General features: G+C 66.6%; 21 protein-coding genes. 5 read left to right on the plus strand and 16 right to left on the minus strand.

Translation table 11 applies throughout. The features are described from left to right. Window positions 1–36: 36 nt before the first annotated feature. Both AC3ANU_RS02995 and AC3ANU_RS03000 read right to left on the minus strand, forming a co-directional pair. Window positions 37–1509: a WXG100 family type VII secretion target gene (locus AC3ANU_RS02995; protein ID WP_223993078.1), complete on the minus strand. Its 1473-nt coding sequence runs from the start codon at window positions 1507–1509 to the stop codon at window positions 37–39. A gap of 99 nt (window positions 1510–1608) precedes the next feature. Continuing rightward, a complete protein-coding gene (locus AC3ANU_RS03000; RefSeq protein WP_018769718.1) occupies window positions 1609–2076 on the minus strand; it encodes an Lrp/AsnC family transcriptional regulator in 468 nt (155 codons plus the stop codon). A 325-nt stretch (window positions 2077–2401) separates the two neighbouring features. On the opposite strand from AC3ANU_RS03000, the gene gluQRS reads away from it, so the two are divergent. Together gluQRS and AC3ANU_RS03010 are read left to right on the plus strand one after the other, a co-directional pair. After that, window positions 2402–3301 carry a tRNA glutamyl-Q(34) synthetase GluQRS gene (gluQRS, locus tag AC3ANU_RS03005; RefSeq protein WP_488315414.1) on the plus strand — a complete coding sequence of 300 codons (900 nt, stop codon included), beginning with the start codon at window positions 2402–2404 and terminating at the stop codon, window positions 3299–3301. Window positions 3302–3310: 9 nt separating this feature from the next. Further along, window positions 3311–3934, plus strand: coding sequence for an HD domain-containing protein (locus AC3ANU_RS03010; protein ID WP_018769716.1), 624 nt, complete (start codon window positions 3311–3313; stop codon window positions 3932–3934). Here the strand turns inward: AC3ANU_RS03010 and AC3ANU_RS03015 are convergent. The 3 genes from AC3ANU_RS03015 to AC3ANU_RS03025 all read right to left on the minus strand — a co-directional run bounded on the left by AC3ANU_RS03015 (window position 3901) and on the right by AC3ANU_RS03025 (window position 6929). Beyond that, window positions 3901–4449: a flavodoxin domain-containing protein gene (locus AC3ANU_RS03015; protein WP_488315415.1), complete on the minus strand. Its 549-nt coding sequence runs from the start codon at window positions 4447–4449 to the stop codon at window positions 3901–3903. The two genes, AC3ANU_RS03010 and AC3ANU_RS03015, sit on opposite strands and share 34 nt — an antisense overlap. Before the next feature lie 92 nt (window positions 4450–4541). Then, complete coding sequence (locus AC3ANU_RS03020) at window positions 4542–5858, minus strand: ATP-binding protein (RefSeq protein WP_018769714.1); 1317 nt, start codon at window positions 5856–5858, stop codon at window positions 4542–4544. Window positions 5859–5981: 123 nt separating this feature from the next. Continuing rightward, a complete protein-coding gene (locus tag AC3ANU_RS03025; protein WP_018769713.1) occupies window positions 5982–6929 on the minus strand; it encodes an L-lactate dehydrogenase in 948 nt (315 codons plus the stop codon). 90 nt (window positions 6930–7019) lie between these two features. Here AC3ANU_RS03025 and ggt point away from each other — a divergent pair, with 90 nt between their 5' ends. Continuing rightward, entirely contained in the window at window positions 7020–8873 is a 1854-nt protein-coding gene (ggt, locus tag AC3ANU_RS03030; RefSeq protein WP_377204915.1) for a gamma-glutamyltransferase, read from the plus strand. A gap of 82 nt (window positions 8874–8955) precedes the next feature. Here ggt and AC3ANU_RS03035 read toward each other — a convergent pair whose 3' ends face one another. From AC3ANU_RS03035 to AC3ANU_RS03070, 8 genes are all read right to left on the minus strand, one after another. Beyond that, window positions 8956–10470: an amino acid permease gene (locus AC3ANU_RS03035; RefSeq protein ID WP_134164919.1), complete on the minus strand. Its 1515-nt coding sequence runs from the start codon at window positions 10468–10470 to the stop codon at window positions 8956–8958. Between the two features lie 27 nt (window positions 10471–10497). Further along, the gene (locus AC3ANU_RS03040; protein WP_056391096.1) at window positions 10498–11913 is read right to left on the minus strand and encodes an aspartate ammonia-lyase; all 1416 of its coding nucleotides are present in this window, start codon (window positions 11911–11913) and stop codon (window positions 10498–10500) included. A gap of 40 nt (window positions 11914–11953) precedes the next feature. Beyond that, window positions 11954–12994, minus strand: a complete 1041-nt coding sequence (locus tag AC3ANU_RS03045; RefSeq protein ID WP_056391098.1) for an asparaginase — start codon at window positions 12992–12994, stop codon at window positions 11954–11956. A gap of 30 nt (window positions 12995–13024) precedes the next feature. After that, a complete protein-coding gene (locus tag AC3ANU_RS03050; protein WP_018771937.1) occupies window positions 13025–13732 on the minus strand; it encodes a FadR/GntR family transcriptional regulator in 708 nt (235 codons plus the stop codon). Between the two features lie 42 nt (window positions 13733–13774). Next, a complete protein-coding gene (locus tag AC3ANU_RS03055; RefSeq protein ID WP_056391101.1) occupies window positions 13775–14410 on the minus strand; it encodes a DedA family protein in 636 nt (211 codons plus the stop codon). A gap of 9 nt (window positions 14411–14419) precedes the next feature. Further along, window positions 14420–15175: a phosphatase PAP2 family protein gene (locus tag AC3ANU_RS03060; protein ID WP_488315416.1), complete on the minus strand. Its 756-nt coding sequence runs from the start codon at window positions 15173–15175 to the stop codon at window positions 14420–14422. A gap of 83 nt (window positions 15176–15258) precedes the next feature. Continuing rightward, window positions 15259–15876 carry a uracil-DNA glycosylase family protein gene (locus AC3ANU_RS03065; RefSeq protein WP_018771934.1) on the minus strand — a complete coding sequence of 206 codons (618 nt, stop codon included), beginning with the start codon at window positions 15874–15876 and terminating at the stop codon, window positions 15259–15261. A gap of 128 nt (window positions 15877–16004) precedes the next feature. Further along, window positions 16005–17174, minus strand: a complete 1170-nt coding sequence (locus AC3ANU_RS03070; RefSeq protein ID WP_488315417.1) for an HNH endonuclease — start codon at window positions 17172–17174, stop codon at window positions 16005–16007. A 370-nt stretch (window positions 17175–17544) separates the two neighbouring features. Here AC3ANU_RS03070 and AC3ANU_RS03075 point away from each other — a divergent pair, with 370 nt between their 5' ends. Next, entirely contained in the window at window positions 17545–18057 is a 513-nt protein-coding gene (locus tag AC3ANU_RS03075; protein WP_134164923.1) for a hypothetical protein, read from the plus strand. Window positions 18058–18074: 17 nt separating this feature from the next. Here AC3ANU_RS03075 and AC3ANU_RS03080 read toward each other — a convergent pair whose 3' ends face one another. Beyond that, window positions 18075–18458 carry an RNA-binding S4 domain-containing protein gene (locus tag AC3ANU_RS03080; RefSeq protein WP_488315418.1) on the minus strand — a complete coding sequence of 128 codons (384 nt, stop codon included), beginning with the start codon at window positions 18456–18458 and terminating at the stop codon, window positions 18075–18077. Between the two features lie 154 nt (window positions 18459–18612). Between AC3ANU_RS03080 and AC3ANU_RS03085 the strand changes: the two genes are divergently transcribed. Then, complete coding sequence (locus tag AC3ANU_RS03085; protein ID WP_018771930.1) at window positions 18613–18969, plus strand: hypothetical protein; 357 nt, start codon at window positions 18613–18615, stop codon at window positions 18967–18969. Between the two features lie 46 nt (window positions 18970–19015). On the opposite strand, the gene AC3ANU_RS03090 is transcribed toward AC3ANU_RS03085, so the two are convergent. Next, a complete protein-coding gene (locus AC3ANU_RS03090) occupies window positions 19016–20143 on the minus strand; it encodes a sulfite oxidase (RefSeq protein WP_268002184.1) in 1128 nt (375 codons plus the stop codon). Between the two features lie 106 nt (window positions 20144–20249). Beyond that, a complete protein-coding gene (locus AC3ANU_RS03095) occupies window positions 20250–21047 on the minus strand; it encodes an SDR family oxidoreductase (protein ID WP_263422511.1) in 798 nt (265 codons plus the stop codon). Between the last annotated feature and the right edge of the window lie 62 nt (window positions 21048–21109).

Here is a 21109-nt window from a genome sequence, read left to right on the forward strand (position 1 = left end):
TCCGTTCGCCGGGTGCGGCGCGTCGGCGGGGCGCAATCACTGGTGGACCTCCGCGTCGAACCCGTCAAGGAACCGGTCCATGATGCCGGGAATGTTGTTGGTGGGACGGTACTGGTCCACCCGGCCGTCAAAGTCGGAGCCGATGATCTGCGCCGCCCGGTCCGGGTCCGTGGCCAGAAGATGTTGGTAAGCGGGGAGGGTGTCCTGCCGGATGAGGTTCCAGCGCTGGTCCGCGTTGGCGATGTTGCCGTCGGGGAAGCCCGTGGTGAAGTCGGTGCGGAACTGGGCAGGATTGTCCCAGCTGGTGAAGGGGATGTTCTCGGGACCGGGGCTTTCCACGCTGAAGCTGTAGGGAAACACCTCGGGGTAGCTTTTGGCGCCCGGGATGGAGGGTTCCCCGGCGAGCGTCACCATATAGGTCACGGCTTCCCCTCCAGGGTGGCCGCGCATGTTGTCGTAGTCGTCCGCGATAATTTCGTTCTGCTCGCGGTACAGGAGGGCCGTGTTTCCTTCACGGACCTGGTCGGGATCTCCCGAATCGATCTGCGCCCACGCGTTGGCCGTGGCCTGGTCGATGGCGCCGGAGTCGCGAAGGCGGTTGATCTCACCGATGCCACCGTTCAGATACGCCTGGTGCTGGCGCGCCTGGTCCAGGAAGATTTCCTTGTTCATGTCCAGCATGCTGGTTTCATAGAAGCGGATTTCCGCATCCGTCATCCCTGCGAGCTGTTCCAGCTGGTCCAGGACGGGAAGGGGGATGTCCGAGGCTGGATTGTCGGTGATTTGTTGAGCCAAATCCCGCAGCATGGCCATGTCCCGGAATCCGCCGGCGAAGGACGGGCCAATCATGTTGGCCATGCCTGCCCACTGCAGGTCCGGGTTGGCAAGGTAGGCCTGGCCGTAAAAGTCGTAGACCTTGGTGATGGTCTCCCAGTTGTATTCCGTACCTTTTGACGTGTCCCAGTCGGCTGGATCAATGCCCATGTCCAGCATCGCCTGCCGGTTCCAGTAGGAATTGAGGAAGTCCTGGTAGCCCTTGGAGTTCTTGCTGATCAGGCCGGAGTCCGCCGCGGCGTCCATGGCGGTTTTGGCTGCCTCCGGGTTCGCCTGGGCCCACTGGCGGAACCCGTCGCTCAGCAGGTAGGCGCGCCGCTCGGCCGGGGTCATGGCATTCAGTCTGTCTGTCAGATCCTGGGCGGTTCCGCTCCCGGATCCGCCCGACCCGGGGCCTCCCGGTCCACCAGTGCTGGCCTTCTCTTGTTCGTCCGCGTTGGCAAGGAGTGTCCTGGCGGCCGACTCCAGCCCTGCCGTTGCCGACCTCAGCAGCCTGGCGTGCGATGACGTCCACTCGCTGCGGAACCTGTCGCCGTCGCGCCCTTTCCACAGGCCGGAACCAATGCTGCTGCTGAGCTGCTGCCCCAGGACGTTGAGCCGGTTGGCGCCGGCAGCCAGGTCCTTGGCGAGTTGCCGCAGCTGCGCCACATCGCCGCCGTAAAAGTTTCCCGCCATGCTGCCCCCTGTTGGCTCCCCCGCTGTTGGCTCTTCCGTGCCAGCCTAACGGGGCATCCTCCGTGCGGCGATGGGGAGTGGTGCCCCTGTGGTCCCCGCCTACTCCGCCTGGTCCCCCAGGAGCCCGGTGGTCCGGTACGGGATGACTTCGCGGAGGAACATGCTGGTGGACGTGCGGACGATGCCCGGGCAGAGCCGGATCTCCTCCGACACCCGGTAGAGGTCGTCGGGGCTCTTGGCCACCACGCGGATCAAGAGGTCGGTATCGCCGGCCGGCGCATGGCACTCCAGGACTTCGGGAATTTCACGCAGGGCAGCGATAGCCTCGTTCAGGTGGCTCTGGTCCAGCTCTGCGCTGACCGCGGCGGCCACGCCCCGTCCCAGGGCCGCCGGAAGCACCCGGCTGCTGTTGGGGCGGAGGGCGCCGGATGCCGTCATCCGCTCCAGCCGGCTCTGGACGGTTCCGCGGGCGAGGCCCAGCCGCTGGGCAAGCACCATGATGGGGACACGCGGATCCTGGTCCAGGGCATTCAGGATGCGCCGGTCGGTGGCGTCCAGTTCCTGCAATCTGACCACTTCCTGTTACTGCTGGCCTCAGGGATTGATCAAACTGATCAACTCAAGTTGGGCCAATTGTCCCAACTGTATGTTCTCTGCTGGAATAGTGGCAACAAGGACAAAAGCTACCGCTGGTCCGCGCAGGCTACAGTTTCCCCGGCACACCACCCGGCACCTGGACACCGCTTCCCGCAAGGAAGCCGCCGCTGATTGACGCTTGTTCACACCACGCTCATTCTGCAAACACGGCAAGAGCCCCTGAGCTACCGACGCCCGCCTCCCGGAGTCATCGGTAGCTGAGGGGCTCTTGTGTGCTTCCGTTTAGGGTTGATCCATGACCTCCGCCGGCCGCTTCGCCCCCAGCCCGTCCGGTGAGCTGCACGTGGGAAACCTGCGGACCGCCATCCTCGCCTGGCTTTTCGCCCGCTCCACCGGACGCCGCTTCCTGCTGCGGGTGGAGGACCTGGACCGCGCCCGCGCAGGAGCGGAGGCCGTGCAGCTGCGAGATCTGGCGGCAGTGGGCATCACCTGGGACGGCGATGTGGTCCGGCAAACCGACCGCGGGCCCCTCTACGCCGCGGCGATCACACGGCTTGAAGAGTCCGGCCTGACGTACGAGTGCTTCTGCACCCGCCGCGAGATCCAGGAGGCGCCGTCCGCCCCGCATGCTCCGCAGGGTGCCTATCCCGGCACATGCCGCAACCTGGACCGGGCGGAACTGGAGTACAAGCGGTCCACGCGGCCGGCCGCCATCCGCCTGCGGGCGCATGTGCGGGAATACACGGTCCAGGACGTCCTCCACGGCGAGTTCACCGGGGCTGTGGACGACTTCGTGCTTCGCAGGAATGACGGGGTAACCGCCTACAACCTTGCCGTCGTGGTGGATGATGCCGCGCAGGGCATAGACCAGGTGGTCCGCGGCGACGACCTGCTCCCCTCAACGCCCCGGCAGGCTTATCTCGCCTCGCTCCTGCATATTCCCGTCCCGGAATATGTGCATGTTCCCTTGGTGGTGAACCGCGACGGCGTGAGGCTGGCAAAGCGCGATGGAGCGGTCACGCTGGCGGACCTCGCCCAGGCCGGGGTGGGTGCCCACGACGTGCGGAACCTGCTGCTGGAGTCCCTGGGATTACCCGCCGGAACGCTGGGCCACGCACTGCAGGCCCTGGACCCGGCACGGTTGCCCCGCGAACCCTGGGTGTGGCCCGGGATGGACCGCCCGGCCGCTGGCTAAGCTTGGTAGATGTCAGACGAGCACATTCCGGCCCAGGCCCGGACGCCAAGGTTCACGGTGGAGACCGCCAAAGTCCTCGCAGAGGTTGCCCACAACCGGCAGAAGGACAAGCTGAAGCGGCCCTACCGGGACCATGTCCTTGCCGTCGGGGATGCCCTGGCGGACTTCGACGACGAGATCCGGATCGCGGGTTACCTCCACGACATCGCCGAGGACACACCGATGACACGGCAGGCCCTGCTGGACATGGGGGTTCCCGAGCGCTCCGTGGACATCATCGAGCGCGTCACCAACCGCCTGCACAGCGACCCCGACGATTACCAGTCCGGCATCCGGGAGATCGCCGGGGACCATGACGCCGCCCTGGTCAAGATCGCCGACAATGCGCACAACTCCCTGCCCGAACGCGTCCAGGCGCTGGCGGAGAAGTGGCCGGACAAGCCCCCGGTGACAAAGTACCGGGACGCCAGGCCGGTGCTTTACGCAGCCGTGGAGGTGGAGGAGGTCCGCAAGATTTTAGCTCGGGCCAATCCCTGGCTGCTGGAGGAATTCGACGCGCAGCTGGATGAGGCCGACGACACCGACTACGAGAACCTCCGCTACGATTCCGGCCCGGGCTCCCGCTCCAAGTAGACCAGGAACTCCTCCGCGAACCGCCGCACCCCGTCCCATTCCGTGTAGATGTAGTCGCGGCCGGTGTCCGTATCCGGGCTGCCCTGGCCGCTGACGATCTTCTTCATCATCATGCGCTTGAGGAATCCGTACTGGGTGTAGAGGAGGGCGCCGCCGAACATCGCCACCTTGTCAGGATGCCAGCCGGTGCTGTCCTCGAACTCCGCAACGTACTTTTCCGCCTCTTCCGGCTCCGCGTGCGCCGAGAGGCTGACCGAGAACAGGGCGGCCGGCAGGCGCTCCAGGCCGGACCGGTTCCGGCGGACAAAATCGGCCACGTAGGCCTCGTGCTTTCCGGCATGGATGGAAGCACCCACTATGACGCCGTCATAGCCGTCAGGCAGGCCGTGGTCTGCGTGCTTGAGGTCCAACGTGTCGGCCTGGTGCCCGTGGGCCTGCAGGACATCAGAGATGTAGTCGGCGATGCGGGCCGTTTGCCCTTCCGAAGTTCCGTACGGGATCAGGATTCTTGCCATGACCACTACTCTGGCGTCCGCCCGGAACCGGGCAAAGGGGCAAAGGTCCCTGTATGCGGTGCCCTGCAGGCGTCCTGCGGAGCAGCCGGGGACTAGACCCGTCCCAGCGCTTCGATGTCCTCCAGGAAGTCCGCCTGCACCTCCGCGCTCACGGTGGTGCGGGTATCACCAATGGCGTCGAGGTAGTCCTGGGTGGAGGGACCTTTCCTGACGGCGGCGCGGACGGAAACGTCGCCCCCGGAGGCCAGCCCGCCGTCGTCGTACACGGCTTTTTCCAGCGCCCGCTGGGAGGCGCTGCGGGCCGCGTACTCGATGTCGGCCGGGGAGAAGCCCTCGGTACGTTCCACCAGGAGTTCCACGTCCACGGCATCCACCACGGCCGCCGGGATGAAACGCTGCCACATCGCCTCCCGGGCCTGCCGGTCCGGCAGCCCGATGGGGATGACGTAGTCGAACCGCCCGTGGCGCAGGAAGGCCGAGTCGAGGGCGCGGATGAAGTTGGTGGCGCAGACCAGGAGCCTGCCGGGCTGTTCCCGGAATGCGGGAATGATCTTCAGCAGCTCGTTGGTCACCCCCTGCAGCGGTGACGGCGGATCACCGGCGCGCTGGGAAGCGATCTCCTCCACCTCGTCGATGAACACCACCGCGTGCTCCAGTTCCGCGATTTCCAGGAAGGTCTCGCGCAGCGCGCCGGCCAGGCCCTGCGGGTCGCCGGCCAGGCGGGACGGGAAGACCTCCACGAACGGCCACTCCAGCCGGGAGGCGATGGCCTTGGCAAAGGTGGTCTTGCCGGTGCCGGGAGGCCCGAAAAGGACGACGGCGCGCGGCGGCACCACGCCGAATTCATCGGCCAGGTCCGCCTCGGCGAGCGGCAGCACCAGGCGCCGTTCCAGCAGTTCCTTTTCCCTGCGCATGCCGGCAACGTTTTCCCAAAGGTCGCGGGCCAGGACGCGGCCGCCCAGCTGGCCCAGGGCGCCGAGCTCCTGGCGCTGGACGGGAATGGTCCGCTCGAAGTAGCGCAGGTTCTTCTTGAGTGCGAAGCCGCGGCCCAGGAAGGCCTCCACGCGGGTTTCGGACTCAGGCATCAGGGCGGAGAGCTTGTTCAGGCCGTGCGGGGCCATCCGGTTTTCGACGGCGGCGAGCAGCGAGGTGCCGATGCCCCTGCCGCGGTACTCGGGAAGGGTGGCCAGGAACACGATCCAGCCCTGGTCATGCGCGGCCCGTCCCACAGCGGCGCCCACCACCTGCTCGCCCTGCACCGCAACCACCGCATGGTCTTTTTCGCACGATGCCAGGACCTCGGACAGGGCGTATACGGGTTCGACGTTGTGGGCCTTGAGCGTCTCCCACAGGTGCAGGATGCCGTCCAGGTCCGCCGAGTGGAAATCCCTGATCCGCCAGTTGGTCATGCGTTACTCCTGTTGGTTCGTCATTGAGCCAGTCGTGGTCGAGCCAGCGTGGACATCTCAGGTGAGCATATGTGAAGCAGGCACCGGGCGGGGTTGCGGTGGCGTTGCATGACGTGCCGCTGCTCAAACCCCCAGCATGTCCATTGTGTTCCGCAGCGTGTCCGCGGAATGGTGCAGGGCGGCCAGCTCGACGTCGTCCATGGGCGTTTCCAGGACACGGTGCACCCCGCCCCTTCCCACCACGCTGGGGAGGGACAGCGCCACGCCGGAAATCCCGTACAGCCCCGACAGCACAGTGGAAACCGGAAGGACAGCGTTGTCGTCCCGGAGCAGCGCCTCCACAATGCGGGCACCGGACAGGCCGATGGCGTAGTTCGTGGCCCCTTTTCCGGCGATGACCTTGTAGGCGGCCTGCACCACTTCACGGGCGGTGCCGGCGAGGTATTCGGGCGTGAAGATCCGCTCCCCGCCCACCGTCCAGTCCCTGATGGGGACCGGACCGATCGTGGCGCCGGACCACAACGGGAACTCCGTGTCCCCGTGCTCTCCCACCATGCTGGCGTGGACGCTGGTAACGGAAACCCCGGCCTCCAGGGCCAGGAGCCACCGCAGCCGGGACGTATCCAGCACCGTGCCGGAGGAGAAAATCCGTTCCGGTGGCAGCCCGGAGATGCGCTGGGCAGCCACCGTCAGGACGTCGCAGGGGTTGGTCACCAGGACATAGACAGCATCCGGCGCACGTTCCAGCAGAGGCGGCATCAGCTGCTCGAGGATCCGGACGTTGGTCCCCGCCAGGTCAAGGCGGCTCTGGCCTGGGTTCTGCTTGGCACCGGCCGTGATGACCACGACGTCGGCGCCTTCCGTGACGGCGATATCCCCGCCGCCGGTGACGGTGGCCGACGCCGCGGCGAACTGGCTGCCGTGGGCAAGATCCAGTGCTTCCGCCTCCGCCTTGGGCGTGTTGACGTCGTACAAGGCGATACTGCTGGCGGAGCCGCGGATCAGCGCGGCGTACGCCAGCGACGTCCCGACGCTCCCGGCGCCCACCACTGCGAGCTTGGATCCTGCCATGGTGCACTCTGCCTTTCCGGAGCCGTTGAGTGTGTCCTACCCGAAGAGTAGCGTGGCCCACATCACTCAAATCCCCAATTAGGAGCCACCATGCCACATTATGGAGGCCGGCTCGCAGCTGTTACTGCAGCGCTGGCTATGAGCGTTACCACCGGGGCCATCAGTCCTGCTTTTGCCACCAACCAACACGGCGCCGATGAACGGCACACGGACAAGAATCCCACCGCCACCGGTTACGGCGGTGCCGTCAGCACCGTGGACCCGGAAGCTTCAGCGGCGGCCATTGACGTCCTCCGTCACGGAGGCAACGCGGTGGACGCCGCCGTGGCTGCTGCGGCCACCCTTGGCGTCACCGAACCCTACAGCGCCGGCATTGGCGGCGGCGGATATTTCGTTTACTACGACGCGAAGTCCGGAAAGGTCAGCACCATTGACGGCCGCGAGACGGCTCCGGCGGGGATTACCCATGATGCGTTCATCGATCCGGCCACCGGCAAGCCCTACCCGTTCACTCCCGAGCTTGTCACCAGTGGCGTCTCGGTGGGTGTTCCGGGGACGCCTGCCACCTGGGAGCGCGCGCTGGAGCGCTGGGGAAAGTTCAGCCTGAAGAAGGCGCTCGAACCCGCCATCGAGGTGGCGGACCGCGGGTTCGTGGTGGACGAGACGTTCCGGAGCCAGACGGCGGACAACCAGAAACGGTTCGAAGCCTTCACCTCAACCAAGGACCTGTACCTGCATAACGGGAAGCTCCCGGAGGTGGGCTCGGTCTTCAAGAACCCTGACCTCGCCGACACCTACCGGCTGCTGGCAGACAAGGGCATGGACGCGTTCTACGACGGAGCGCTGGCCAAGGAGATCGCCAAGACCGTACAGAACCCGCCCAAGTCTCCGGACACCAAGCTTCCTGTGCCCAAAGGCTCCATGACCGAGGAGGACCTGGAGCACTACAAGGCCCTGGACCAGGACCCCACCCACGTGAACTACCGTGGCTATGACGTCTACGGCATGGCACCCTCCAGCAGTGGCGGCACCACCGTGGGTGAGTCGCTGAACATCCTGGACGTGTTCAACCTCCCGTCCCTCAAGGCTGACCAGCCCGCCGTGCTGCACCACTACCTGGAGGCCAGCGCCCTGGCTTTCGCGGACCGTGCCAAGTACGTGGGGGACCCCGCGTTCGTGAAGGTGCCCACCAAGGCGCTGACCGATCCCATCTTCGGCAAGGAGCGTGCCTGCGAGCTTGATCCCATGCACGCGGCTATTAAGCCCTTGAAGACCGCAGGCGATGTCACCTCCTACGACGGCACCTGCCCGGTCAAACCGGCTGCGCTCGCGGATGAGAAGGACACGGAAAACATCTCCACCACCAACATGACCGTCTCGGACAAGTGGGGCAACGTCGTCGAGTACACGCTGACCATCGAACAGACCGGCGGCTCCGGCATGGTGGTTCCCGGCCGCGGGTTCCTGCTCAACAACGAGCTGACCGACTTCTCCACGGTCTATGACCCTGCCGACCCCAACCGGATCGAGCCGGGCAAGCGGCCGCGGTCGTCCATGTCGCCCACCATCCTGCTGGAGGACGGCAAGCCGTTCCTGGCCCTGGGCTCCCCGGGCGGCTCCACCATCATCACCACGGTGCTGCAGACGCTGGTCAACCGCATCGACCTGGGCATGAGCATCCCGGACGCCATCGCCGCTCCCCGTGCTTCACAGCGGAACACCAAGGCCGTCACTGCTGAGCCGGCGTTCATCGACAAGTACGGCGCAGCACTGACGTCGCGCTTCGCGCACACCCTGACCCCATCGGGCGACTCGTTCTCCTCCGCCTCGGAGATCGGGGCGGCCACCGCCATCGAATTCCTGGGGGACGGCCGGACACTAGCGGCAGCCGAGCCGGTCAGGCGCGGCGGCGGATCGGCCATGGTGGTCAAACCGTCAAAGTAGAAGAGCCACTGCCTTAAACGCCCGACGGCGGCACCCGGCTCCTGGATTTCCAGGACCTGGGTGCCGCCGTCGTTCAGGGCAGCTACTTTTTGAAGGTCTCCGCCGGGGCATTGGCAACCACCGGCGACATGCCGGTGTAGCCGTCGCGGGTTTCGGCGATTTGGCGGATGCGGGTGCGGCAGGCGTACCAGCCGGCGACCATGAGGATGGAGGCGATGGCGGTGACGAGCATGGTCAGGGGTGAGTCGATGAAGACCATGATGAGGACGCCGATGAGGAAGAGCAGGGAGAGGTAGCCGGTGTAGGGGGCGCCGAACATGCGGAAGGAGGGGCGGGTGACCCAGCCTTTGTCGGCCCAGCGTTTAAGTTGGATTTGGCACAGGACGATGGTGGCCCAGGTCATGATGATGCCCACGGAGGCGATGTTCAGGACGATTTCGAAGGCTTCGGCGGGGACGAGGTAGTTCAGGGGGACGCCGAGGAGGGAGACGGTGGCGGTGATGGCGATGCCGCCGTAGGGGACGCCTGCTTTGTTCATGCGGGAGGCGAAGCGGGGGGCGGAGCCGTTGACGGACATGGAGCGCAGGATCCGGCCGGTGGAGTAGAGTCCGGCGTTCAGGGAGGACAGGGCGGCGGTGAGGACGACGAGGTTCATGATGACGTCTACGCCCTGGACGCCGATGGAGCCGAAGAAGGTCACGAAGGGGCTGACGCCTTTTTGGTAGGAGGTGAAGGGCAGCAGCAGGGCCAGGAGGATCACGGAGCCGACGTAGAACACGGCGATGCGGAAGACCACGGAGTTGATGGCCTTGGGCATGATTTTTTCGGGGTTTTCGGTTTCGCCGGCGGCGGTGCCGACGAGTTCGATGGAGGCGTAGGCGAACAGGACGCCCTGCATGAGGATGATCATGGGCAGCAGGCCGTTGGGGAAGATCCCGCCGTTGTCGGACAGGAGGCTGATGCCGACCTGTTGGCCGTCCACGGGGGTGCCGAAGATGACGAAGTAGGTGCCGATGATGAGGAACGCGACCAGGGCGGCGACCTTGATCAGGGCGAACCAGAATTCCATTTCGCCGAAGACCTTGACCGAGACCAGGTTCAGGGCCAGGACGACGATGAGGGCGGTCAGTGCCCAGGCCCACTGGGGGACGTCGGCCATCCAGGGGATGTAGTTGCCGAAGAAGTGCATGTAGAGGGCGGCGGCGGTGATGTCCACGATGGTGGTGGTGGCCCAGTTGATCCAGTAGAACCAGCCGGAGACGAACGCGGCTTTTTCGCCGAAGAATTCGCGGGCGTAGGAGACGAACGAGCCCGAGGAGGGCCGGTGCAGGACCAGTTCGCCCAGGGCGCGCAGGATCAGGAACGCGAAGAATCCGCAGACCGCGTAGGCGATGACCAGGGACGGGCCCGCGGCGTTGAGCCGGCCGCCGGCGCCCAGGAACAGGCCGGTGCCGATCGCGCCGCCGATCGCGATCATCTGGATCTGCCGGGGCTTGAGGTTCTTGTGGTAACCCTTGTCCTCCGCGTGCAGGGAGGTCTCGGACGCATGCGCGTGACCACCATCAATCAGGTGGTCGGGAAGGGGAGTATTTGTCATTGGTGTGTCCTTCGGAGCAGGTGGGGACTACTTGCTGAGGTTTGCCAGGCGTTCGGGGCTCAGGAGTTCCTGGAGCTGGGCGTCGGTGAGGAGCCCGTGTTCCAGGACCAGTTCAGCCACGCCCTTGCCGGTGGCAAGCGCCTCCTGCGCGATGGCGGTGGCGGTGGCGTAGCCGAGGTGGGGATTCAATGCGGTGACCAGGCCGATTGACTGCTCCACGGTGCGGCGCAGGTGCTCGGTGTTGGCGGTGATGCCACGGATGCAGCGGGCCGTAAGGGTGCGGCATGCTGCTTCCAGGTGGGAGATGCTCTTGTGGAGGCTGTGGACGATGATCGGTTCGAAGGCGTTGAGCTGCAGCTGCCCGGCCTCGGCGGCCATGGTGATGGTGACATCGTTGCCGATCACCTCGTAGGCCACCTGGGAGACCACTTCCGGGATGACCGGGTTGATCTTGCCGGGCATGATGGACGATCCGGACTGGACGGCCGGCAGGTTGATCTCGCCGAAGCCGGCGCGGGGGCCTGAGGAGAGCAGGCGGAGGTCGTTGCAGATCTTGGACAGCTTGACCGCCACACGCTTCAGCACGCCGGACAGGTGCACAAAAGCGCCCACGTCCTGGGTGGCTTCAATGAGGTCGACGGCGGTCACCAGCGGCAGTCCGGTGACCTCCGCAAGGTGCCGGCAGGCCGTTGCGGCGTAACCGGCCGGGGCATTCAGGCCGGTGCCGATGGCGGTGGCCCCGAGGTTGATCTCGTGGATCAGCAGCTCTGCCTCCGCCAGGCGCAGCCGGTCCTCGCCGATGGTGACGGCGTAGCTGCCGAACTCCTGGCCCAGGGTCATGGGGACGGCGTCCTGCAGTTGGGTGCGGCCCATCTTGACCACGGTGCGGAATTCCATGGCCTTGGCAGCGCAGGCATCCTCGAGTTCTTCGAGTGCAGCCAGCAGCTCCCTCGCGGCGAAGATGGTGCCCAGCTTCACGGCCGTGGGGTACACGTCATTGGTGGACTGGCTGAGGTTGACGTGGTCGTTCGGGTGCAGCCGCGCGTAGTCACCCTTGGGGTGGCCAAGGATTTCCAGCGCCCGGTTGGCGATGACCTCATTGGCGTTCATGTTCGACGACGTCCCGGCACCGCCCTGCACCACGTCCACCACGAACTGGTCGGCAAGCCGTCCGGCCAGGACGTCCTGGCATGCCTGTTCGATGGCGTCGGCGCGTTCGGCGTCCAGCAGGCCAAGCTCGCGGTTGGTGCGGGCGGCGGCCAGTTTCACGGCGGCAAGCCCGCGGACCAGGTGCATGTTGGAGGACAGCTTCTGGCCGGTGATCGGGAAGTTCTCTACCGCGCGGAGCGTGTGCACGCCCCAGTAGGCGTGGGCCGGTACGTCGCGGTCGCCGAGCAGGTCGTGCTCGGACCGGACGTCTGCGGTGGTTTGGGTGATGGTCATGGGGTCCTTACGGGGCGTCGTTGTCGGGTTCGGACGGTGGTTATGCGGAAACAGGGGCAAGAAAATCGGTGGCCAACAGCCGGCCCACCTGGTGGCCGCCGCCCAGCACGGGTGCGGTGGCGATACCGGTGAGCGGTTCGATGTCCACGCCCAGCGCATCCAGCAGGCGGACCGTGGCGGGCATCCGGGCGCGGTCGCCGCCGTCGGAAATTTTTACACCCACGGCGCTGCCGTCGGCCAGGCCCACCAGCTGCACGCCCTCAAAACCGTCCTTGGCCACGGCGCCGGGCAGCAGGCGCATCAGTTCGGTGACGTCGCGGCCTTCCCCGGCCACCATGTGCGGGTGCTGCTGCATGGCCAGCCCGACGGCGGCCTCCGCACTTCCCGAATCCAAGGCGTCATTGTGCGCGGCCGCTTGGGCGATCCGGCCAAAGGCGCGGGCCATGCCGCGCAGGCTCAGGGCAAACAACGGGGTCCCGCAGCCATCGGTGCTCGCCGCGGCCGGCTCCTCGCCGGTCAGGTCGGTGACGGTCTGCGCAACGAGCTGCTGCAGCGGGTGGGCGGGATCCAGGTAGCCCTGCACGGACCAGCCGTTGATGGCGCAGGTGGCGGCCATGGCGGCGTGTTTCCCGGAGCAGTTCTGGGTGATCCGGGTGGCGTTTCCGCCGTTCCGCAGCCAGTCCTCACGCTCGGTGGTGCCGTAGGGAAGGTCGGTGCTGTTTTCCAGGTCGGTGGGGGCGAGTCCGTGCAGTTCCAGGATGCGCAGGGCGCCGTCCCGGTGGACTGCGGCACCCGAATGGCTTGCGGCGGCCAATGCCAGGAGGTCTGCGGGGAGTTCAAGGCCGGCGCGGACCAGGGCGACTGCCTGGAGGGGCTTGAGCGCAGAGCGGGGGTAGAAGGGAGTCTGGGGATCCCCAGCGGCTGCCGCCACTGAACCGTCAGCCGCAAGGGCGATCGCTGAGCCGTAGTGGACACTTTCCACCAGGCCGTCACGGGTGGCGGCCACCAGCGGGACGTGCTGCGGCAGGGCCAGCTGGGCCGGGGCAGCGGTGTGGGCAGCAGAAAACACGGGGGATGGCATGGAGTCCTAGGAAGGTTTGGTTGGATACGGCTAGTTGTTAAGGATGGAGTCCAGGGCCACGCCCACGGCTTCCAGGTGGTGGGCCATGGCGGCGCGGGCGTTTTCCGCCGAGCCGGCCTCGATGGCAGCGAGGATCTGCTGGTGCTCAATATCGGAGGCATGCTGGCGGTCTGCCACCATGTTCAGGGTCTCGGACTGGTGCGCCAGAGCGTCGCGGATGTCAGCCACGACGCTGGCAAACACTTTGTTGCCGCTGGCGCGTGCGATCGCGGCGTGGAAGCTGGAGTCCAGGGCCACCCAGGATTCCGGATCGGTTTCCGTGGCCATGGCGGCAACGATCCCGCGGAGGACGTCGAGCTCCTCCGGAGTGCGGCGTTCCGCTGCCAGGCCTGCAGCCGGGACCTCGATGTGCGGACGCGCTTCGGTCAGGTCCCGCGCCGAGTATTGCCCCAGCATGAGGTCGTTGGCCACCTTGCTGGCAATGACGAACGTGCCCTTGCCGGTCCTGGTGACCGTGAGCCCCAGCGCGGTGCAGGAGCGGAGGGCTTCCCGGATTACCGATCGGCTGACTCCGTACTGCTGCGAGAGGGTTGCCTCCGAGCTGAGCTTGCTTCCCACCGGAAGCGCGCCGGACTCGATGTCCTCACGGATGGCGTTGAACACCGCCTCGGCAGCGCTCAGCCGGGCAAGGGGGCGGAATGCAGGCTGTCCTGCTGTCCGGCTGTCTGACAGGTTCACGCCTTAAATATGGCACTGGTCACAGTTGCTGTCAAGCTCTCCCTAGTCCTGCCGCCGGCTGGCCGCACGCCGCCGGTCGTGCCGCCGTCGTGACCGGACGTGCCAGACGATGAGCCCTGCCACCGCCACGATCGCTATGACGACGGCGAGATCCCGGCCCACTGCCTGGGCAACGGCTTCGTAGGAGTTGCCCGCGAGGAAACCCAGCAGGACGAAGCCGATGCCCCACACCATGCCGCCCACCGCGTTGTAGGCAAGGAACCGGCCATAGGGCATCCGGGACGTGCCCGCGAGGGCGGGCATGACGGCCCGGAAGAAGGCGGTGAAGCGGCCCAGGAAGACTGCCGAACCGCCCTTGCGGCGGAGGAATTCCTGCGCGTTCTCCAACCTCCCGGCGTGGCGGCGCAGCATTCTTGCCTTCATGATGCGCGTGCCCAGATGCTTGCCCACTTCGTAGCCCACGCTGTCGCCGATGATGGCGGCAGCGACCACCAGGGCCATCATCGCGCCCAGCTGCACTTCACCGCGGCTGGCCACTACTCCACCCAGGACGGCCGCTGTCTCACCTGGAACCACGAAGCCCACAAACAATGCGTCCTCGGCAAAGACCAGGCAGAAGACGGCAATATATGCCACAAGCGGGCTGACGTTCAGGAGGCCGTCGATGAAGCCCGTCATGGCTGCTGGTCAGCCTTGCGGGGCCGGGACGGGGCCGAGCTTTGCCAGGAACGGGACCCGGGCCAGCAGTGACAGCCCAAAGCGGTTCCACAGGCCGGTCAGGAACGCGGCACCGGTAGCTGCGGTAAGGAAGGATGCCGTGACGTCGGTGGGGTAGTGCACGCCGAGGTAAACACGGGAGAAGGCCACGAGGACCGCCACGGCGATTCCGAGGACGGCAGCCGGCCGCTGCCACCTGGTGCCGCGGGCCAGCAGGAAGACGGCAATGGCCAGCGCGGAAGCCAGCGCCACATGCCCGCTGGGGAAGCTGTCCGTTCCCGGCTCCGGGATGAGCGGGTTGTACAGGGCTGTCGAGTCCGGGCGGTGCCGGGCCACCAGCACCTTGAACAATTCGCTGCTCACCCAGGCGCCGGCCGCAACCAGGCCCGTGGCGACGGCGTTAACGGGGCTGCGGCGGACCAGCAGCAGATAGAGGCACAGGGCTGCGATCATCAGCACCCCGCCAGCCGGGCTGAACACCACATTGATGAACATCGCCATGCCGGTCAGGGGTGCGGTGTGGTCATGGCTCAGCTCGGCGTCCACGGACATGTCCGCTGACGTCAATGCCGGGCTGAACCTCAGCGCCAGTCCGCCTGCCACAATCAGGACTGCTGCGATGACGGGCACGGCAATCCAGTGCCGAAGCTGGGGGAGCACGGCCATGCGGATGGCTGCAGCCTCCGCTGGAGGTCCTGCCTCATGGGAACTGTCGGGGTGGGACATCAAGGTCAGCCTGGTTCTCTCGCCGGTCAGGGTACCTACGAGTATGCGCCTGCGCGGCTGGAAGAAAGCTGGGAAACCGTCCGCTAAAGGTGCTGGATGCCTGCCCGCTGCATGGCATCACGGTAGGTGTCCACGCTCTTGGCCAGCAGTTCTTCCTGCTTGGCTTCGGAAACAGCAAAGGCCCTGCCGCCGAGGGCAGAGGCCTTGTAGATTTTGATGCCGGCGTTCTTCAGCGATGAATGGTAGGTCTTCTCGAACAGGGTCAGGAACGTGGAGGCGTCCGTGCCGTGCGCGATGATCGCCGAAACGCGGGAATTGATTTTGAGGAACTGCCGGAAAGGACGCAGGCCGTCGGTCTTTTCCTGGACACTCAGGGCCGATGGGCTGCCACTCTCGCGGACCCACGGGTAGGCGTTCCACGGCATGACGTAGCGCGGATCCAGTTCAGCGAGCTCATAGATCTGGGTGGCTCGGCGGGCCGCTTCGTCGTCGTTGTTGTGGGAGACGAATCCGGACTCCGTCCCCTTGCCGGGGCTCGCCTGGAGGCTGATGATCCTGCACTCGTCTTCGTCGTGGACGGGGTCGATATAGGGGACGACGGAACCGGGCTTCTTTTCCATCAGTTCATCGCAAAGCTGGGTTACCTTCGCGATATTTGGTTCCTGTAGCAGGGCCTTTTTTTCGTCCCAATCAATCGTCACGATTTCTCCCTTTGCAGCGAGGCGTCCAGAATCAGGCGTCCTATGCCACTCTACGCTTTTGCGGGGAGGGGTGGGCACACCAAATTTGGGCCGGCCGGGCTGTGGGAGTAAATGACGACGTCAGGGCCTCATGCGCGAACGCCAGCCACTCTTCGTGGGAGTTGCGTGATCGTGCTCCTGCCGGCGGGCGAGCAGGGGTGTGGCGTTCCGGGTGGTGGTGGTGCGGTGGAATGGTAGGTGTGGCCGGTGGGGGTGGTGGTTGCCACCGTATGCCGCGGGCCGGGCACCTTTTGGGCCGTCCAGCCGGGGGTTTCCTTGGTGTGGTTGCAGGCTTCGCAGAGGCCCTGGCCGTTGCCGGCGCTCGTGGAGCCGCCATCGTGCCAGGCGGCGATGTGGTCGTGGTGCCGGATCGGGGCGTCGCAGTACGGGGTGCGGCAGGTATCGTCCCGGATCTGCAGGAAGCGTTTCAACCCCGCCGGGAACAGCCGGGCCCTGGAATCCATGCCCACCAGATCCCCGCTGCCGGGGGCGGTGTAAAGCCGGCGGACCCACAGGCTGGGTTCGGTGTGGCCGGCGCCGGTGAGGGCGACGTTCCGGGCCCAGGCGGCGGGGATGGTGCCGTAGCCGGGGAGCCGTGCGGGTTCGGCATCACCCTGGAGGAAGGTCCGGTCGGTCATCACGAGCTGGATCTCGACCCCGCTGACGCCTCCAGGGGTCCCGGTGACGCGTTCGACGAGGGCGTCAGCCATGACCTGCCCCCGGGAGCGCCCATCCCCGGCCGAACGCACCGTATCCGCCTCGCGGGACAACGCGGCGTAGGCGGCCACGGCCTGGGCGACGGGCAGCAGCGCGGTCAGGTAGGCCATGGTGTCCGGGGCCGGCCGCAGGCTCACCGTCCGTTCCGTGACCGCACGGGCGGCCCGTTTGGCGACCGCTGCCGGGTCCCGCCGGTACGCGGCGGCCCGGACCGCGGCAATGATGGCCTTGTCGCCGGCGCCGTCCAGGGTGCCGGTGTCGGCGGCGAGTGCCTCATCCACCCCGGCCCGGTCCTCCGCTGACAGACAGATGGTTTCCTTCACGATCAGGGTTGCCCGCCATTCATTCAGCCGGCCCGCCCGGAACGCCGCGAACGTGCGCGGCATCCCGGGAAGGGTTCTGGCCAGGCCGAGCAACCGGGACCCCCTGGCCGGGGATTCCCGCCGGGCCAACGCGAGCTGCGCCGCGACCCCGGCACCCTGCTCATGAGCCGGGACCCCGGCGGCGGCCTGCTCACCCCGCTGCTGTAGATCAAACGCCACCGCGGTATCGGCCTGACGGGCACCGGCAAGTCACTTCAAATCCTCCAGCCCACGCATCTGGTCGATCATCCCCGCGCTGTCGGCAGCCAGCGGAACAGAAGCGAGCAGCTTCAAGACATCACCAATCGAAGGCGCAGCAGGCGGGAACGGAAGCCCATCCTTGACACCCGTAACAGCAAACGTGCGATGCGGCGGACCAGCAGCCAACAGCCCCCGAGGCTCCGCCCCAAGCACTGCCGCCATCCCACCAACCGCTTTTCATGACCAAAGTCTTCCACCAGGGTCCGGCAACGACAGCCACCCAAAAGCCCTATGTGGAAAACGGCAGGCTCCAACAGTGAGGGTCCGAGGACATGCTGTTCAATGGATTATGCAGTTCACCAGGAAGGGCCTGAAGGCCGAAGGTTTCGCTGGCTTCCGGCCCATCCAGGATCTCGAGACCATGAGGATCCCGCAGGCAACAGGCCTCTTCACCGTCGTGGCTCCGGAAGGTTTCCAGCCGCGCTTCCTCACGAAAAGCACAGCAGGAGTCTTCAAGAAGAAGGAACCGTCCCTCTCCGCCGCCGCTCTGACCGCCGAGTGGGTAGAGGGCGCCGTCGTTCTCTATGTCGGAAAGGCCGGGCCGGGAAGCAAAGGTAACCGGGGGCTGCGACGTCAGATCCAGGAGTTTGTGGACTTCGGGCAAGGAAAGCCCCCCGGGCACTGGGATGGGCGGGCGATCTGGCAGCTGGCCAATGCTGGATCACTGGCCATTGCGTGGAAAGAACTCCCGGCGGAACAACTGAATGACGCAGAAGCGGCCTGCCATTCAGCTTTCGTGGCGGAATTCGGCCGGTTGCCGTTCGCTAACCTCGTGCAGGCGCGCACCAAGTCTGGCGGTTGACCTCTGCAGCACGCTCCTCACGCAGGGCCGCGCAAACGCTCCATCTCGCGACGGTCCTTCTTGGTGGGCCGCCCGGCGCCCCGGTCCCGTTGCGGCAGTCCAAGTCCCGGCAGGACAGGCCGCGGCGGAGTGTGGTCGGTAAAGCAGTGCGATGCCGCTTCGGCTCCCACACGTTTGGCGATCAGCCGCCGAACCTCCAGGATGCGCTCGTATCCCGGCATGCGGACGGTCACGGTATCACCGGTGACGAGGGTGGCTGATGCCTTGGAAGGGCTGCCGTTGAGGCGGACATGCCCGGCGCGCCAGGCTGCTGTGGCGGCGGACCGCGTCTTATAGGCGCGAATGGCCCACAGCCAGGCATCGATTCGGACACTGGCGGGGGAGGAGGGGAGGCTGGTCATGGTTGGCACCGAGTATAGCCGCGGCCGCGTCGTGCCGTCCCGCGCCTCGTGCAAGACTTGGAGCACCTGCCAGGAAGAGAGAAACGTGGAGCCCTACCGCCCTCACCAGCACCAGGACCCCAGAGCCTGTCCGGATTCATCACAAAGGCCTGCGTTGCCTGCATGGGCGGGGACGTTCCGGACGGTCCTGCTGGTCCTGGCCGCGATTTTGTTGCTGCTTCTGCTGCTCCTGCTCATGATGGGCACGTCAAGAGTCGGGGACATGTATGCCGGCGGCACTTCGGCAGTCCTGCAGGCGACCATCTGGATTGGATTGGCGCTGCCCGCCCTGGGCGTCCCGTACGTGGTGGCCAGCATTGCCTACGGAGCCTTGTGGACGGCAAGGCTGCGGGGCAGGGGCTACCGCCGCTACCCGGCCACGACGTGGATGCTTGTGGCAGGGCCGATTGTTGTGGGACTCTCCATCACGGCCCTGGTCGCGCTGGTCATGGCACCGGCCAGCCTGCTGTGATGCCCGGTAACCCTGACCGGCCGTACCCTTGCACGCAGGACTAACTTCACTCCACCGTCACGCTGACCCGCTGCACCACGTTGTTGCCCATCCCCTGGTAGTTCCAGTTCTGTTCCAGGGGCTGGGTGGCACCAGTGACGTCCGTGGCGCGGCAGGCCAGGACGTGCTCGCCGGGGTCGGCCACCCAGGGCAGGCTCCATCTCCGCCACGCGAATCCGCCGGACGGCTTGTCCAGATGGGCCGGCAGCCAGGTGCCGTCAATCCCCACCTCGACGGCGGTCACGGCGCCTTCCCCTGACCAGGCCCTGCCTTCCAGCATGACCGGGCCCGGGCGAAGGAACCGTTGCCGGGTGAAGAAGTCCGGAACGCCCGGCGGAACCATCAACGAACGCACCCTGATCCGCGTGACCGGCCTGCCGGCGTCGTCCGCGGAACTCTGGTAGCGGTAGGCGGACTGCTGCTGGAACCCGGTGAACGGCGCCCGGACCACGTCGATGGACTGCAGCCACTTCACGCTGGCCATGCCGTACCAGCCCGGCACCACCAGCCGCAGCGGGTACCCATGCTGCGGCGGAAGGTCGGTGCCGTTCATCTTGTAGGCAAGAACGACGTCGGGACGCAGCGCTTCACGGATCGGCAGGCTCCTCGCGTACTGCTGGGGGACGCCGCCCTGAACCCCGGCATCTGCTCCGGTGAAGACCACCTCCACCGCGTCCGGCAGCACCCCCGCCTTGCCCAGGAGGTACGCCAGCGGCACCCCGGTCCAGTGCGCCGTGCCCACCGCCTCCAGCACCCAGGGCTGGCTCAGGGGCCGCGGTTCCAGGAGCGAGCGGCCGTTGCCCGCGCACTCGAGGGTGACCGGGACGGTGATGGCCGGATCCCTGCGAAGTGCCGCCATTCCCAGCTCCAGGGCACGTTCCACTGCGCCGCCGATCCGCAGATGCCAGGACGAAGCATCAAGGTCTGGAATGTCGAAGTGGGTCAACACGTAGTGAAGCCCCGGCGGCGTGACGTCGCGGCGGAGCGCCTCCAGCGGCAAGGAATGGTTCCGGGCGGCGAGCTGCAGCTCCTCACGCGTCAGTGGACCTGACACGGGCTGCGCGGCCGGGGACAGCACCGGCGCCTGCCCTGCCGCCGGCTCCTGGCCAATGGACTGCTGGTTGCTGTGATTCATGGCGGTGCGATTCTGCTTGGCGTAGTAACCCTGCTTGGCGGAGTAAAAGGTCCCCGCCACAGGTCTACGCCGGGTCCACCCGCCCGTCAACGCATAAAACTGCCCGCTACAGCACCGGCCGCGTCAGGAACTCGGCAAGGCTGATGGGGTCCTGGCCGGTCAGCCCGTGGATGTCCGGCGAGAGCCCCGCCATCTCACCGGCGGCCATCGCCGTGTAGGTGCTGACCCAGGCGTCCAGCTGCCACTGCGGCACACCGTAGGAGGCCCGGGACGCATAGGCTTCCTCCACCGTCTCGGGGTGGTAGCTGATGGTGCGCCCGGTCCCGGTGCTCAGCACCTCCGCCGCCTGTGCCAGGGTCAGTTCCTCCGGGCCGGTCAGGTCATAGGTCTTGCCCTTGTGGATGGCCGGATCCCGCAGGACCGCATGGGCGCAGCGGGCAACATCCTCCCGGGCCACGCCCGAGAACACGCCGTCGCCGGCAGGCCCGCGGATCACGCCGTCCTCCCCGGCCAGCAGCGGCAGGAAGTCGAGGTAGAAGTTGTCCCGCAGGAAGGTGTATTGCAGCCCGGACGCCCTGATCCGCTCCTCCGTGGCGTGATGGTCCCTGGCCAGGGTGAAGGTGGCGTCCGGCGCGGCACGGTAAAAGGACGTGTACACCACGTGCTCCACGCCGGCATCAGCAGCGGCGTCCACAAATGCGTAGTGCTGCTGCAGCCTGTCTTCGGCCTCCGCGGCGGACACCATGAAGAGGATTTTCGCCCCCTCCAGGGCGCGCCGGGAGGCAGCGCCGTCCCCGTAGGAACACACCACGGGATGGGCGTCATCCAGCTGTGGCGCCCGTGCCGCATCGCGCACCAGCAGGCGCTGGGCGAAGCCGGAGGCGGCAAGCTGCCGCGCCAGCATTCCGCCCAGGCCTCCGGTGGCCCCGGTGACCGCAAGCTCCGGGAGCTCTGACGGGGACAGTT

The sequence above is a fragment of the Arthrobacter sp. SDR-2R genome (assembly GCF_057747955.1).

Excerpts from the sequence above, each read along its gene's own strand:
- AC3ANU_RS02995 (WP_223993078.1), bottom strand. The coding sequence starts at position 1,509 with ATGGCGGGAAACTTTTACGGCGGCGATGTGGCGCAGCTGCGGCAACTC.
- gluQRS (WP_488315414.1), top strand. The coding sequence starts at position 2,402 with ATGACCTCCGCCGGCCGCTTCGCCCCCAGCCCGTCCGGTGAGCTGCAC.
- AC3ANU_RS03010 (WP_018769716.1), top strand. The coding sequence starts at position 3,311 with ATGTCAGACGAGCACATTCCGGCCCAGGCCCGGACGCCAAGGTTCACG.
- AC3ANU_RS03015 (WP_488315415.1), bottom strand. The coding sequence starts at position 4,449 with ATGGCAAGAATCCTGATCCCGTACGGAACTTCGGAAGGGCAAACGGCC.
- AC3ANU_RS03020 (WP_018769714.1), bottom strand. The coding sequence starts at position 5,858 with ATGACCAACTGGCGGATCAGGGATTTCCACTCGGCGGACCTGGACGGC.
- AC3ANU_RS03025 (WP_018769713.1), bottom strand. The coding sequence starts at position 6,929 with ATGGCAGGATCCAAGCTCGCAGTGGTGGGCGCCGGGAGCGTCGGGACG.
- ggt (WP_377204915.1), top strand. The coding sequence starts at position 7,020 with ATGCCACATTATGGAGGCCGGCTCGCAGCTGTTACTGCAGCGCTGGCT.
- AC3ANU_RS03035 (WP_134164919.1), bottom strand. The coding sequence starts at position 10,470 with ATGACAAATACTCCCCTTCCCGACCACCTGATTGATGGTGGTCACGCG.
- AC3ANU_RS03040 (WP_056391096.1), bottom strand. The coding sequence starts at position 11,913 with ATGACCATCACCCAAACCACCGCAGACGTCCGGTCCGAGCACGACCTG.
- AC3ANU_RS03045 (WP_056391098.1), bottom strand. The coding sequence starts at position 12,994 with ATGCCATCCCCCGTGTTTTCTGCTGCCCACACCGCTGCCCCGGCCCAG.
- AC3ANU_RS03055 (WP_056391101.1), bottom strand. The coding sequence starts at position 14,410 with ATGACGGGCTTCATCGACGGCCTCCTGAACGTCAGCCCGCTTGTGGCA.
- AC3ANU_RS03060 (WP_488315416.1), bottom strand. The coding sequence starts at position 15,175 with ATGTCCCACCCCGACAGTTCCCATGAGGCAGGACCTCCAGCGGAGGCT.
- AC3ANU_RS03075 (WP_134164923.1), top strand. The coding sequence starts at position 17,545 with ATGCAGTTCACCAGGAAGGGCCTGAAGGCCGAAGGTTTCGCTGGCTTC.
- AC3ANU_RS03080 (WP_488315418.1), bottom strand. The coding sequence starts at position 18,458 with ATGACCAGCCTCCCCTCCTCCCCCGCCAGTGTCCGAATCGATGCCTGG.
- AC3ANU_RS03090 (WP_268002184.1), bottom strand. The coding sequence starts at position 20,143 with ATGAATCACAGCAACCAGCAGTCCATTGGCCAGGAGCCGGCGGCAGGG.
- AC3ANU_RS03095 (WP_263422511.1), bottom strand. The coding sequence starts at position 21,047 with ATGCTGGCGCGGCAGCTTGCCGCCTCCGGCTTCGCCCAGCGCCTGCTG.